Source organism: Campylobacter sp., from assembly GCF_020024835.1.
In the GTDB taxonomy this organism is placed as follows: domain Bacteria; phylum Campylobacterota; class Campylobacteria; order Campylobacterales; family Campylobacteraceae; genus Campylobacter_D.
In genome coordinates, this window is the sequence record NZ_JAHHTD010000018.1 from 1 (window position 1) to 13950 (window position 13950).

The 13950-nt window shown below is 29.4% G+C and carries 13 protein-coding genes and 1 tRNA gene; 1 reads left to right on the forward strand and 13 read right to left on the reverse strand.

Annotated elements, in window-relative coordinates; all coding sequences use genetic code 11:
• The 6 genes from QZ429_RS04265 to QZ429_RS04290 form a co-directional block, all read right to left on the reverse strand.
• Positions 1-1335 (reverse strand): glycosyltransferase (locus QZ429_RS04265; RefSeq protein ID WP_291951594.1); only part of this gene is annotated, 1335 nt, incomplete at its 3' end.
• Entirely contained in the window at positions 1332-2273 is a 942-nt protein-coding gene (locus QZ429_RS04270) for a KpsF/GutQ family sugar-phosphate isomerase (protein WP_291951662.1), read from the reverse strand. The genes QZ429_RS04265 and QZ429_RS04270, both read right to left, overlap by 4 nt.
• Before the next feature lie 23 nt (positions 2274-2296).
• Positions 2297-3949 (reverse strand): polysaccharide biosynthesis/export family protein, encoded by a 1653-nt coding sequence (locus QZ429_RS04275; protein ID WP_291951597.1) that lies wholly within the window; start codon positions 3947-3949, stop codon positions 2297-2299.
• Complete coding sequence (locus tag QZ429_RS04280) at positions 3949-5064, reverse strand: capsule biosynthesis protein (protein ID WP_291951600.1); 1116 nt, start codon at positions 5062-5064, stop codon at positions 3949-3951. The genes QZ429_RS04275 and QZ429_RS04280 overlap by 1 nt, the downstream gene beginning before the upstream one ends.
• Positions 5054-5722 carry an ABC transporter ATP-binding protein gene (locus QZ429_RS04285; RefSeq protein ID WP_291951603.1) on the reverse strand — a complete coding sequence of 223 codons (669 nt, stop codon included), beginning with the start codon at positions 5720-5722 and terminating at the stop codon, positions 5054-5056. The genes QZ429_RS04280 and QZ429_RS04285 overlap by 11 nt, the downstream gene beginning before the upstream one ends.
• On the reverse strand, positions 5719-6501 hold the full coding sequence (locus tag QZ429_RS04290) for an ABC transporter permease (protein WP_291951605.1): 783 nt from the start codon (positions 6499-6501) through the stop codon (positions 5719-5721). The genes QZ429_RS04285 and QZ429_RS04290 overlap by 4 nt, the downstream gene beginning before the upstream one ends.
• A 76-nt stretch (positions 6502-6577) precedes the next feature.
• Here QZ429_RS04290 and QZ429_RS04295 point away from each other — a divergent pair, with 76 nt between their 5' ends.
• On the forward strand, positions 6578-7381 hold the full coding sequence (locus QZ429_RS04295) for a ferritin-like domain-containing protein (protein WP_291951608.1): 804 nt from the start codon (positions 6578-6580) through the stop codon (positions 7379-7381).
• Here QZ429_RS04295 and QZ429_RS04300 read toward each other — a convergent pair.
• The 7 genes from QZ429_RS04300 to QZ429_RS04330 all read right to left on the reverse strand — a co-directional run bounded on the left by QZ429_RS04300 (position 7372) and on the right by QZ429_RS04330 (position 13948).
• Positions 7372-7447, reverse strand: a tRNA-Phe gene (locus tag QZ429_RS04300). The genes QZ429_RS04295 and QZ429_RS04300 overlap by 10 nt on opposite strands.
• Before the next feature lie 57 nt (positions 7448-7504).
• A complete protein-coding gene (locus tag QZ429_RS04305) occupies positions 7505-8449 on the reverse strand; it encodes an acetyl-CoA carboxylase carboxyltransferase subunit alpha (protein WP_291951611.1) in 945 nt (314 codons plus the stop codon).
• Between the two features lie 3 nt (positions 8450-8452).
• Positions 8453-9664: a beta-ketoacyl-ACP synthase II gene (locus QZ429_RS04310; protein WP_291951614.1), complete on the reverse strand. Its 1212-nt coding sequence runs from the start codon at positions 9662-9664 to the stop codon at positions 8453-8455.
• A gap of 30 nt (positions 9665-9694) precedes the next feature.
• On the reverse strand, positions 9695-9928 hold the full coding sequence (acpP, locus tag QZ429_RS04315; protein WP_039649204.1) for an acyl carrier protein: 234 nt from the start codon (positions 9926-9928) through the stop codon (positions 9695-9697).
• Positions 9929-10063: 135 nt separating this feature from the next.
• Positions 10064-11404: an MmgE/PrpD family protein gene (locus tag QZ429_RS04320; RefSeq protein WP_291951620.1), complete on the reverse strand. Its 1341-nt coding sequence runs from the start codon at positions 11402-11404 to the stop codon at positions 10064-10066.
• Between the two features lie 6 nt (positions 11405-11410).
• The gene (gene purB / locus QZ429_RS04325; protein ID WP_291951622.1) at positions 11411-12775 is read right to left on the reverse strand and encodes an adenylosuccinate lyase; all 1365 of its coding nucleotides are present in this window, start codon (positions 12773-12775) and stop codon (positions 11411-11413) included.
• Positions 12776-12778: 3 nt separating this feature from the next.
• On the reverse strand, positions 12779-13948 hold the full coding sequence (locus QZ429_RS04330; RefSeq protein ID WP_291951624.1) for a PLP-dependent aspartate aminotransferase family protein: 1170 nt from the start codon (positions 13946-13948) through the stop codon (positions 12779-12781).
• Positions 13949-13950 lie beyond the last annotated feature (2 nt).

Consider the following 13950-nt stretch of genomic DNA (forward strand, 5'->3'; position numbering starts at 1 on the left):
ATATAATTTTCTTTTTCCTTGTTTCTCTAAAAAATTATCTCCACTAATAATACCATCAATATAGCTTTGACATTCTAAAATCTCTTCTTTATCAAGATTTTTATTCCAATGATTTTCATGATATGAAGTAGAATCATAATTAAACCCATTAACATCAAAAAACCAGCTATCAGGTAAAGCTCCTCTATCATAACAAATAAATTTAATATTATTTTTTCTTACAAAATCATATATAGCATATCTTTTTTCATTACCATAAGGATTTGGAAATAACACTGCATTAATCTTTTCATCTTTAATAAAATTTAAAAATTTATCTTGTTGAAAATTCTCACCATCAAAAAAAGAACTCTCTTTCTTACTTTGAATTTTTCCAAGATATGGAATAATATCTTTTAAAGAATCTAAAACTAACTTATCATTGTTACACAATAGTAATATTTTGTTATTTAATACACTTTTATTAAGCAAAGGTATAATTTGATATTTTTTTAAACTCTTTAAATTCTCATAAAATTTCTTATGATTTTTTCTACGATTTGACATATAATTATTTTGATTAGGTTCTTCATGAAAAAAGTGATACATATACACACCATGAAAACTCATCTCATAGCCAAGCAAAGAAAACCAAGCTCTAAAACCTTTAAATTTTCTAATATTCCAAGTGCCTTCATCATAACAAAGCGCCTTTGGTGTTTTCGAAAAAATTGTAGTATTAAATAACAATCTTGCAAAGAAATCATGATCTTCATAGCTATGACCTACAAATTCACTATTATTACCACCTAATACTAAAAATTTATGCCTATTTAAAACAATAGTACTTGATACTAAAGAAAAATACTTTATTAAAGTTCGCTTTCCGCTGATAAGATCGTTTTTAATAATATCATCCCACAATTTTTTATCTTGCTTATAGATATATTCACTGCCTTCTTTACTAAGATACACCACAGGTAAAACTAAAATTTCATTAACATTTTGTGAGATATTTTTAATATCTATAAGATTTAAAATTTTCTCTAAAGAGTATGAAGAAATATAACAATCTACATCTAAAAACGTAATCACCTTAGCACTGGCAAAACTCGCACCAAGATTACGACACTTACCTTGTGAGAAAAAATCTACCTGACTTTCATCTTTTATATAAATATGCCCATTATTTTCTATAAGGTCTTTTAAATTATGCTCTAAAGATGAATACCCCTCGACAAAAATATACTCAACATTATGATCACTCTTATACTCATTTGCTTTATATATTACTCTTTCTCTTATATAACTTCTTTCCTCGCTTAAACCAAATGGAATAATAATAGAAAGTTTCACATATTTCCTATCGCATAAAGTTGTATAATACCTACTATTTTTGTATCTTGTGTAACAATTATTTCTTTAATTTTATGCTTTAACATAAGCTCTTCAGCCTCACTAGCCATAGTATTTGCTTCTATAGTTTTAGGATTAAGACTCATTATTTCTTTAGCTTTGAAATCAAATCTTGGCTTAATATTATTTTTTAAAGCTCTTCTTAAATCTCCATCAGTGATTATGCCGACTAAATTTTCATTTTCTAATACTATACAAAGTCCAAGTTTTCCACTCGTCATAACATCAATTAATTCTTTAAATTCACTTTCAGGAGAAACTATAGGTAATCTTTTTGATACCATTAAATCACTAACTCTAGTTAAAAGTTTTTTACCTAAACTTCCACCTGGATGAAATAAAGCAAAATCGTCTGGTTTAAAATGTCTTTTTTTCATCAAAACTGCAGCTAAAGCATCACCTATAGCTAAAGTAGCGGTTGTAGAAGACATTGGAGCAAGTTGCAATGGACACGCCTCTTTTTTGATAGCTACATTAATAAAATAATCTGCTTGTTTTACTAAGGTTGATTTTGCATTACCTGCCATAACAATCAAAGGAATACGTCGTCTTTTAACTACTGGTATAAGTTTTAAAATCTCTTCAGTTTCACCAGAATTTGATATAGCTAAAAGCACATCACTACTTGTAAGCATACCAAGATCTCCATGTAAAGCTTCACCTGGATGCATAAAAAAGCTAGGTGTTCCAGTGCTTGCTAAAGTAGCAGCTATTTTAGCACCTATATGACCTGATTTTCCCATACCAGTTACAACACATCTACCTTTAATAGAAAAAATCAACTCTACGCTTTTAATAAAATCATCATTTAAATGATTAATTAAATCTAAAATCGCTCTAGATTCTATCTCTAAAACTTCTTTTGCTATTTCAAACATACTATTTTGAGTCATTTTTTACCTCATAAATTCAAAACAACATTGGTTGCAATAGCTATTTGATATAAAATTTGAGTTAGCATACTCACAACTTGTAAATTTTGACTATCTATTTTTGGTAAAACCAATATAGAATCTCCTGCTCTAATATTTGCTGAACTTCTACCATTGTATTTTGTCGCTTTTCCATTAGCATTAATAACTAAAACTCTTGAAATATCAGCTCTATCACTATAACCACCAGCTAGATTAATATAATATCTTAATTTCTCTTTATTCATATACACAAAAGCTCCAGGTATGGAAACTTCACCTTGAACTAAAACTATATTGTTTTTAGCTGGAATATTAATAATATCACCATCTTCTAAAACAACAGCCTTATAAGCTTTTACATTATCAATGACAATTTGCCCTTTTGGCTCAACTTGCTTAGCACGCTCAATAAAATCTAAAATTGTCTTTGCTTGAGTGGCTCTTATACTAGCTTGTTCAGCATTTACAGATGAACTTGTAAGGGCTAATGTTTCAAGTTCTTTAAGTTGAGCATTTATGAGTTGTTTTTGAGTGGCTGCTACACTTTTTCTAAATACTTGCAAAGCTTGCATATTTGATTGTGGATTTGCATCAATCATACTAACTATATCAGCTAAAGTAGTGCCTCTTTTTACAACTATAGAATGCAAACCATTATGCTCACCTTCTATTTGTATATTAATATTTTGTGCAGTATAATCAGGCCTAAATTCAATTTCATCGCCTGCGTGTAATATTACATCTAAAAAATCTTTTTTTGTATAAGCATCTATTTGCAATTTATGATCAGCTCTATAACTTTTAACTACTGCATTTGTTACTATAGGTTTAGCACCGGCAATATTTGCTATATCAGCTAAAGTTTTAATATCTTCACTCAATTCAAATCTAAAAGGTTTTTGCACATCACCATTAACAAAAACATAATCTTTTACACTACCTACTAAAATTACATCACCCATTCTAAATGGGAAAAGCCCCAACTCACCTTTTAATAAAAAATCATATAAATCAATTCTTTTAATGACTTGATTATCTCTTAAAATTTCAATCTCTCTAAAACTTCCATATTCTAAATTAATACCTTTTGCCTTATCAATATACTGGATAACAGAATCTGAACTCAAACCTTGATAAAGACCTGGTTGATTTACATTACCTGTTACAAAAACTGAGACATTTTGATAAATATCCATATCTGCATACACATAAACATTACTCTTATAAATTTTATTTATTGCCTTGGTAATAACACTTACTAAAGCACTATTTTTTACTCCTAAAAGATTAATCGCTCCAACTCTAGGAATAAAAATATTTCCTTGAGAATCTACAACTAAAGTTTGTATAAACTCAACAGCACCCCAAATTTTAACATTAATCTTATCCCCTACAGCTAGCTTATAATCTGGATTATAAATATGCTGTGTAAATTTTGTAAAATTTCCATTAAATAAATGTGCTCCAAAAACTTTTATCGTAGAAAACTGAGTTTGATTTAAATCACTATTATTACTATCATAACTAATTTGTTTTTCTTTATTAACAAATGACTCATTTTGAACCTTAGTTATTTGAGAAACATCTACTGCACCAAATATAAGTAATGGTAAAATTAAACATAATAAAATCTTTTTCATTAGTATCTATGCTCCTCAATAATCATTTTAATAAATTTAGCAATACCAAAAATTAAAGATAAAATCATAAAAGCTGTTAGAATATTATATAAAGTTTCAGGATATTTTGCACTTTGTGGCAAACTTGGACTTTGTATAATAACCACTTGTTTAATTTTTCTCAAAGCTTCAATTCTGGCAGTTTCATAAGCTTTTAAAGCGGCAGTATAAGCACTTTCTGCAAAACCAACCTCTATGGTCAGATCTTGAAATTTAGCCGCTAAATCATTTAATTTTTGTGAATATTTTGATGAAGTTATTTTAGCCTTTTCTTTTTGAAGTTGCTTTTTTAATGCTGTAATTTCTGATTTTATAGTGATAATTTGTGGTGCATTATCATTTATATAACTTTGCATCATTAAAAGCTCAGCCTCTTTTGTGGCTATTTTAGCCTCAATCTCACTCAAAAGCTTTAAAATTCCTTCTGACTGCTTTAATGGATCAAAAACACCATATTTATTTTGAAAAGCCAAAAGTTCATCTTTTGCTTTTTGAAACCTTTGTTTAAATTTAAATAATTCTTCCTCAGCAAAAGCCATTTGCTCTCTTGCAGTTTTATGTGAAATTTCATTAATAAATCTTTCACTTTCTTTAACTATAGTAGTAGCTATTAAATGAGCGTCTTCAGGTTCAAATCCTTCTACTTCTATCTTAAATATTCCACTACCTAAATTTTCTTCTACAATTTTTACACGTTTTTGATAGTATTTTAAAAAACTTTCTTGACTCATAGAATTTGATACGCTATAGAAAATATCTAATTTATGTTTCTCATAAAGCTCTTTAATTTTGATTTTTTCTTCTAAAATTTTTAACATATCTAAAGAATGAATATAAAATTTTAGATATTTTGTATCTTCGCTAGAAAAAGAATTATTTGTAAGCAACGAAGCTAGACCATTAACTGCTGAATTACCGCCTGTAGTTGATTTAACGCTAAGTATGCTCTCGCTTACATAGCGATCTGCTGCTAAAAAAAAATAATAAAATACTACAAAAAACATTGCAATCAAAACAATTTTAAATGAATGTAAAATTTCTATATTTTTAATTTTTTCAAATATTTTATTTTGCATTAATCATTCCTTGATACACAGCTATACCTTCTTCTATATCATCATAAACACTTGCTTGGCCATTTTGCATAAATATGATTTTATCACACCATTGTTTAATTTCAGCAACATTATGTGAAACCATAATCACTTTAGATTTACTTAGTTGTTCCTTATAAAGTTTAAGACTTTTTTCTTGGAAACTTGGATCTCCAACTGCGCCAGCTTCATCGATCAAATAATAATCAAAATCAAATGCCATACTAAGTCCAAAAGAAATCCTAGCACTCATTCCTGCTGAATATGTATTCATAGGTTCATTAAAAAATTTTCCAAGTTCAGCAAATTCTTCAACAAATTCTACTTTTTTATCTAATTCTTTCCCTTTATATCCATACACTCTTGCAACAAATTTTACATTATCTCTAGCTGACAATCTATGTTGGAAAGCTCCACCCAAACCCAAGGGCCAAGATAATTTTTTATTAGTTATAATTTTTCCACGATCAGGTAATTCAGAACCACTTAATAATTTCATTAAGGTTGATTTACCAGCTCCATTACATCCCATTAAACCTATACTACAATTTTCAGGAAATTCAAAAGATAAATCTTTAAAAACATAATGTCTTCCATGAGTTAAAGGATATGATTTAGTTAAATTTACTAATTTAATCATGTTTTCCTCACAGCAACAATAGCCTGTCTATTATAATAATATAAAAATAAAGCTATAAATAAAATAATGCACATCCAAACTAAAGGATAAGTATAATTATAATCATCTTGTAAAGGATAGTGGTCAAAAAAATTATATTTTAAAAGTTCCATAATATGTATTAAAGGGTTGTAATAAAGAAATTTTAATATATATTTAGGAGTTAAAAAAGTTGGAAAAATAATACCAGATATCCAGTAGAATATTACACTAAAATAGCCAAAAAATACTTTAAGTAAATCGGCAAAATGTCCAATTACTGCAAAACATATCCCTAAAGAAAATGCAAATAACAATAATAATAAAAACGAAAATATTACTCCTAAAAAATGTCTTGGTAAGACATCATAATGAATAAACCATCCCGCTATAAACATAATAAGCACAAAAATTGTTGAGTAAATACAAAATTCTAGTAGTGCTCTTGCTATAAAAACATGTATAGGTCTTACTGGTTTATAAGCAAATAAAGGTAAATTTGAACTTATACCATTAATAATTTGATTTATAATACTCCTAAACATAAAAAAAGGTATAATTCCTACTGCTAAAAACATAAAAATAGGGATACCTGGTAAAGTTATTTGATGATTATATTCTCTTATAGCACTAACAATATAAACAATAGCAAAAACAAATATCATTGGCTCACCAATCACCCAAAAATAGCCTAAATGCTTATTAATCCCAAATCTAGTCTTTAGCTCTCTAAAAAAAAGAGCATGAATGACATCGATCATATTTTTACCTTTATCAAAATTAAAAAACTTTTGTATTATACTTTTTATTCTTAATATAATATTTAACGAGGAAAAAATGCAAATAAATTTTTTTACAAGCTTGGAGAAAATTTTATATGAAAAAGATATTGATACTAAAATCAATGATTTTAAAAATTTCTATGAAAATTTTAAGCTTGATTTATGTAAATTTGATCATAATCATCAAGCTATAATCCAACAAAATATTCAAGCAAAAATACTTCACCCTACAAAAATACGAAGACCTAAACAAGTAAATAGCACTTTAGCACTAGCAAAAATAATTCATTCAATAGCTCATATAGAATATAGTGCCATAAATTTAGCTTTAGATGCAAGTTATCGTTTTAAAAATTTACCTCATCAATTTTATAAAGATTGGCTTGAAGTGGCAAATGAAGAAATAAAACATTTTTTACTACTTGAAAAAATATTAAATGAATTAGGATTTAAATATGGTGATTTTAATGTTCATGACAATCTTGAACAAGCTTTATTTTTAACTAAAGATAGCTTAGCTCAAAGAATGGGTATAGTGCATAGAGGACTTGAAGCAAAAGGACTTGATGCCAATCCTTTTGTTTTAAAAAAATTAAATTCAAGCAACCATCCTGTAAAAATATTTTTTAAAGAAATTTTTAAAATCATATTAGAAGATGAAATTCAACATGTAAATAAAGGCAATATATGGTGGGAATTTGCAAAGGATGAAAAAGATGATTATATATCTTTATGTAAAAATTTCAAAGAATTTATTTTGTTAGGAAAAAAATATAACAAAGAAGCTAGAATCAAAGCTGGATTCAAACAAGAAGAATTAGATATGCTAAATACTTTATATAATAAAAATGGTGGTTAGAGGCAGAATCGAACTGCCGACACGCAGATTTTCAGTCTGCTGCTCTACCGACTGAGCTATCCAACCAAAAATAAAATTTGATTATATTCTTTAATTCTTTAAAAAAAGTTGAATTTAAAACAATTACTTATTTTTTTCTGCAAATACACCCAATTTAAACATTTTTTGCATTCTTAAAGCAGCCAACTCCCTTACATCAAATTTTTCCAGTTCCTCAATATTTTTCAAAATATAATCACTTACATTTTTTATAGTATTTTCCTTATCTCTATGAGCTCCACTTATAGGCTCTTCAATCACATCATCAATCAACCCTTGATTTTTTAAATCATCAGCAGTAACTTTCATAGCTTTTGTTGCAGCTTCTATTTTAGATGAATCATTCCACAAAATAGCTGCACAACCTTCTGGAGAGATTACTGAAAATACAGAATTTTTCATCATAGCAAGCTTATCTGCAACTCCTATAGCCAAAGCTCCTCCACTTCCACCTTCACCTATAACAATAGCAATACTAATAGTTTTTAAATTACTAAGTTCATATAAATTTCTAGCTATAGCCTCACTTTGACCTCTTTCTTCAGCACCTATTCCTGGATACGCACCTGGAGTATCTACTAAAAAAACAACAGGTATATTAAATTTTTCAGCCATTTTAGCTACTCTTAAAGCTTTTCTATAGCCTTCTGGATGAGGCATACCAAAGTTTCTATATAATTTCTCTTTTGTACCTCTTCCTTTTTGTTCGCCTATTATTATAACTTTCTTACCACCTATATACCCTATATAACAAACTATAGCAGGATCATCTCTAAAAGCCCTATCTCCATGTATCTCATAAGCATCAGTCAAAATAGCTTGAATATAATCTAAAGCATAAAGACGATCAGGATGTCTTGCAATTTGCAAGCGTTGGTAATCACTTAAATTTTTATAAATTTTTTGTGTTTCTCTTTCAAGATTTTTCTCTAAAATTTTAACCGCCTCAACATCACCCTTGATTTTAGCATTAGCCAAATCATCATCAATTTGTTGAATACTCTTTTCAAAATCTAAGTAAGAAGCCATTTATCAATCTACTTTTTTAAATATCACACAACCATTAGTCCCACCAAATCCAAAAGAATTACTCATAACCACATTTAAGTCGCGTTTTATTGACATATTTGAAACATAGTCTAAATCACAATTTTCATCAGTGCTTGTTTGATTAATAGTTGGAGGAATAATACCTTGCTTTAATGCCATTAAAGAAATCACTGCCTCAATAGCACCCGCAGCTCCTAAACAATGTCCAATTTGTCCTTTTGTAGAACTAACTAACGGAACTTTATCTTTAAACAATTCTTTAATAGCAGCCGTTTCATTTCTATCATTTGCAGGAGTTGAGGTTCCATGTGCGTTAATATAATCAATGTTTATATTTCCAGCCATTTTTAAAGCTTTTTTCATAGCACGCAAAGGCCCTTCTAATGTTGGAGATGTGATATGATTAGCATCAGCACTCTCACCATATCCGATTAATTCAGCATAAATTTTTGCTCCACGCTTTTTTGCTACCTCATACTCTTCTAAAACTAAAGCTCCAGCGCCCTCTCCCATAACAAATCCATCTCTTTCTTTGTCAAAGGGCCTTGAAGCTTTTGATGGTTCATCATTTCTAGTAGAAAGTGCTTTCATTGCAGCAAATCCACCAATACCCACAGCACAAATTGCTGCTTCAGCTCCAACAACAAGCATTCTATCTGCATTACCTAAAACTATACTTTTATATGCCTCACCTATAGCATGAGTTCCAGCAGCACACGCTGTTACACAAGATATATTTGGACCTTGTAATCCATGTTCAATAGAAATTATCCCTCCAAGCATATTTACTAATGCTGACGGGATAAAAAAAGGAGAAATTTTACGAGGTCCTCGTTCTGAACAAATAACAGAATTTTTTTCAATATTTGGCAATCCACCTATTCCTGCAGCTGAAACTACTCCAAATTCCTCTTTATCTATATCATCAAATTTAGCATCTTCCATAGCTTCCTTTGCAGCTTTGATACCTAGCTGTATAAAACGATCTATTTTTTTAACTTCTTTAGCATCACAAACACTCAAAGGATCGAAATTTTTTACCTCAGCAGCAATTTGAACTGGAAATTCAGAAGCGTCAAAAAGAGTAATTTTATCAACACCACTTCTGCCTTCGCAAATAGCCTTAAATGAACTATCTTTATCTAATCCAAGGGCGTTAATCATTCCTAAACCTGTTATTACAACGCGTTTCAACCCGTTCTCCTTAAAAATTTTAAAAAATAATTACTTTTGAAGATTATCAATGTAATTTACAACATCTTCTATTTTTACAAGTTTTTCAGCATCACTATCTGGAATTTCTACATCAAATTTTTCTTCTAAAGCCATTACCAATTCAACAACATCTAAAGAATCAGCACCTAAATCTTCAATAATTTTTGATTCCATTTTCACCGTATCTTCATCAACGCTTAATTGCTCAACTACAACTGCTCTAACATCATCAAAAGTTGCCATTTGTATCTCCTAAAATTAAAAAATAAGCTATATTCTACAATAAAAAAATAAATTTCTCATTTAAAAAACTAAAGATTATTACAAAAATTTAATTATCTATATTGAAAAAGCTTATTTTTACAAAAAATAAGCTTGCTAAAAATCAAAACAACTTAAATTTTCTAAATTTTGAATATTTTCAACTAATTCTTCGGCCTTTTCTAAAGAAAATGCTATAGTAGCATTAGAAAGGAATTTGTCTTTTAATTCATAAAAATTTAAAGGATTATCAAAATTTCCTTTATTAATCAATACATCTTTTTTGATTATTCTTCCATCATCTAAAATAGCCTCCAAATGGCCTGGAAAGTATTTAGGAAAACCGCTAGATTTTTTCTTTTCGTAGCTAATTTTTTTAGCAAATTCTATCAAATTAGTTCTATTTAGATCTTCATAAGATTTTAAAGTAATCTTGCCATCAAAAAAAGCCAAGGCTATTAAAAATGGCATAGAAAATTTTGCCGCATAGGCACTTTCTGGTATGTATTTTGCTTCGATTGGATCACATATAAAAGAAATTGGCACCTCATCTACAAAACAATGTATGCTTTTAATATTTTCTGCTTTTAAGCCATCATTTTTCAAACTTATAGCACAATCAATAAATCCATGTGCAAAATGACAACTTGGATAAGGCTTTAATGACACTTGCATTACTTGCCAAATTTCATTTAATCCTTTGCAAAGTTCATTTTTATCACACTCATTTTCTAAACCAAAAGTTCTAAAGATATTATCTCTTCCTTCAAATATACTCAAAGGACCGCTCATATTAGCTTTTGCAAAATTCGCCACTAAAATTCCATTTTTTAAAGCATTAGCTACGTGTAAAACTTTAGAATTAGATCCATTAGATAAAAACTCATTTATTCCACTTGCAAAACTTCCTGCTAAACCCAAAGCATTAATAATTTGCTCTTTATTTAAATCAAGCAAAATGCAACTTGCAGCCACACTACCAAAAATTCCCGCTATAGCTGTAGTATGAAAACCGCGTTTGTGAAAACTTCCTTTACTAGCTATACCTACCCTAGCAGCAATTTCCCAACCTACAATAAAAGCTTTTAAAACTTTTTTTCCACTATCACAAACATTAAATCCATAAGTTAAACATAATGGAGTTAAAATCGCACTAGCATGTAAAATAGCTTCAGTATGAGTATCATCAAAATCAAGAGCATGAGCTGCAATGGCATTTGTCATCGCAGCATAAATTACATCAAGCTTTTTATCTTCACCCCAAATTTTTTTACTAGGATTGGTGCTTAAAGCTTCAAAAGCTTTAATTGCATTTAGCACACAAGTTTCATTTTTAGCAGCTAAAGCCGTTCCTAATGTATCAAGCATAAGTTCTTTTGCTCTTTGTTTCACTTCACTAGGAATAATTTCATAATCTAAATTTATAATAAAATCAGCTAATTTTTCACTTAAATACATAGTTTTTTACCTTAAAATTTCAGCATTAGCAATTTTTTCTAAAAATTCATCTACTAATTTTGGTGCATAACCTACATAAGTGGTAGCATCCATTAAAATATCAATATCTTTTTCGCTTAAAACCTTGCTTACACGCTCATCTTCTAATAAAACCTCTTTAAAAGTTTTATGATTTTCTATACCTCTCATAGCATTTTCATATACAATTTCATGTGCATGTTGCTTACCATAACAATCACTCAAAGCAAACATAACTCGCTCTGCTAGCACAAAACCATCAAGGGTATCAAGGTTTTTTAGCATTTTGTCTTTTTTAACTTCTAAATCATCAAAGACAAATTTCATATTAGCTAATACCACAGAAAGCATTAAAAAAATTTCTGGTAAAAGTTTCCACTCCATTTTCCAAACTTGACCATCTCTTTCATGTTCGTGTCTTTCTATATCGCTAATAATGGCTATATTTGCTCTTAAAGCATTACTCACTGTTACTGCATTTTCGCTTACAGCAGGATTTCTTTTATGCGGCATAGTAGAGCTTCCTACTTGTCCTTTACCAAAAGGTTCAGCAATTTCATCAATTTCATTGTGTGCTAAAATTAAAAGTTGATGTGCAATTTTATTAAAAGTTGCATTAATATTACCCAAAACATAACCAAGCTCTATAAAACGATCTCTTGCTGGTTGCCAAGAGATATCAGGCACTTTTAAACCTAAACTTTCTAAAGTAAGTTTTTCTACCTCATCAGCTTTATCACTTAAACTAGCTTTAGTTCCTACTGCACCTACGATTAATCCTACATACAATCTCTTTTCAAGCTCATTAATTCTTTCATAATGGCGGTTTAATTCGCTAAGCCAAATTGAAACTTTATGTCCAAAAGTTATAGGTAAAGCTTGTAAAGCTAAAGTTCTTCCCATCATAGCAGTATTTTTATGTTCTTTTGCAATTTTTGCTAAATTTTTAGCTATATCTTTTAAATCTTGCTTGATTAAATTCATTGCTTCTTTAAACTGCAAAACAATGCCTGTATCGATGATATCTTGAGTGGTTACACCAAAATGCACGTATTCTCCAAAACCATTTTCACAAGCTTTTTCTAAACCACGCACAGTAGGAACTAAGGGATGTTTAGTTTTTTTAAATTCAGCAAAAATAAAATCCATATCCATAAATTTATAATGAGCTTTTTTAGCTATTTCTATAGCTGCTTCTTGAGGGATAATGCCTAATTTTGCTTGAGCATTTGCTAAAGCAGCTTCTACATCAAGCCATTTTTGAATTCTATTTTCTTCACTAAAAATAGCTCTCATTGCAGGGGTGCTCCAAGAATCTTGAAGCAATCTCATATCAAATACACTCACACCCATATTTTATCCTTTAAAATTAATTCTTTCAAATGCTTGTTTTAAATCTTGAATTAAGTCTTTACTATCTTCAAGTCCTATATGAAACCTTACAAAAGGGCCTCTAAGGCTCCAATTAGTAGCTGTTCTTGGTGGAGTAGTAACCGTAGCTAAGCTCTCATACCCACCCCAGCTTGCACCGATTGAAAAATACTCTAAATCATCGACAAATTTAATAGCCTGTTCTTTAGAAATACCATCTGCAAATTCAATCGTTACCATACCATTAGCACCTTTATGATCACGCATAAATACATCATAATTTAGATGAGTTTTTAATTTTGGATAAAAAATTGTTTTAACTTCTTTTCTATTTTGTAAAAACTCTACTATTTCATCTGCACTTTTTTCATGGGCTTTCATTCTTATATCTAAAGTTCTCATACCACGAAGTACTAAATAAGCATCATCAGGACTTGTTGTAAATCCTAAAGCTTCAGGTAATTTGTCAAAATTTTTCCATTCTTTCTCATTAACTACTACTATACCCATAGTAACATCAGAATGTCCGCTTAAATACTTAGTAGCAGCAATAACTGAAATATCTACTCCAAGCTCAAGTGGGTTTAAAAAATATCCACTTGAATAAGTATTATCAATTGCTACTGGAATATTATATTTATGTGCTATTTCACAAAGTTTTGGTAAATCTATAATTTCATAAAGTATAGAACCTGGACTTTCACAAAGAATTAATTTTGTATTAGATTTAATTTTTTCTTCTACATCAGTTGCATCAGCTTTTAAAAAATCAATTTCTATACCCATTTTAGTTAAAAACAAATCGCAAATTGTTCTAACAGGCCCATAAATAGCATCAGTAATTAAAAAATGTGCATCTTTACTAGCATAATTTAAAAGCACCATAGCTAATGCTGCAAGTCCTGTTGGAAAAAGTTGTGCCCTATAGCCACCTTCAAGTTCGCAAATTAATTTTTCAAGTTCAAAATTAGTAGAAGTTCCTCTAGCACCATAGCTTAAAACACGATCTGTTTTTCTTAACTCGCGGTATTTTTGCCAAGTAGAGTGATCTTTAAAAAGTATGGTTGATGCACGCATTAAAGTTGGATTAACCGGTCTTACTTCAGTATTTTGATCTCCTCTTCCTAGATGGATTAATTTAGTTTTATTATTCATTT

Excerpts from the sequence above, each read along its gene's own strand:
- QZ429_RS04270 (WP_291951662.1), bottom strand. The coding sequence starts at position 2,273 with ATGTTTGAAATAGCAAAAGAAGTTTTAGAGATAGAATCTAGAGCGATT.
- QZ429_RS04275 (WP_291951597.1), bottom strand. The coding sequence starts at position 3,949 with ATGAAAAAGATTTTATTATGTTTAATTTTACCATTACTTATATTTGGT.
- QZ429_RS04280 (WP_291951600.1), bottom strand. The coding sequence starts at position 5,064 with ATGCAAAATAAAATATTTGAAAAAATTAAAAATATAGAAATTTTACAT.
- QZ429_RS04285 (WP_291951603.1), bottom strand. The coding sequence starts at position 5,722 with ATGATTAAATTAGTAAATTTAACTAAATCATATCCTTTAACTCATGGA.
- QZ429_RS04290 (WP_291951605.1), bottom strand. The coding sequence starts at position 6,501 with ATGATCGATGTCATTCATGCTCTTTTTTTTAGAGAGCTAAAGACTAGA.
- QZ429_RS04295 (WP_291951608.1), top strand. The coding sequence starts at position 6,578 with ATGCAAATAAATTTTTTTACAAGCTTGGAGAAAATTTTATATGAAAAA.
- QZ429_RS04305 (WP_291951611.1), bottom strand. The coding sequence starts at position 8,449 with ATGGCTTCTTACTTAGATTTTGAAAAGAGTATTCAACAAATTGATGAT.
- acpP (WP_039649204.1), bottom strand. The coding sequence starts at position 9,928 with ATGGCAACTTTTGATGATGTTAGAGCAGTTGTAGTTGAGCAATTAAGC.
- QZ429_RS04320 (WP_291951620.1), bottom strand. The coding sequence starts at position 11,404 with ATGTATTTAAGTGAAAAATTAGCTGATTTTATTATAAATTTAGATTAT.
- purB (WP_291951622.1), bottom strand. The coding sequence starts at position 12,775 with ATGGGTGTGAGTGTATTTGATATGAGATTGCTTCAAGATTCTTGGAGC.
- QZ429_RS04330 (WP_291951624.1), bottom strand. The coding sequence starts at position 13,948 with ATGAATAATAAAACTAAATTAATCCATCTAGGAAGAGGAGATCAAAAT.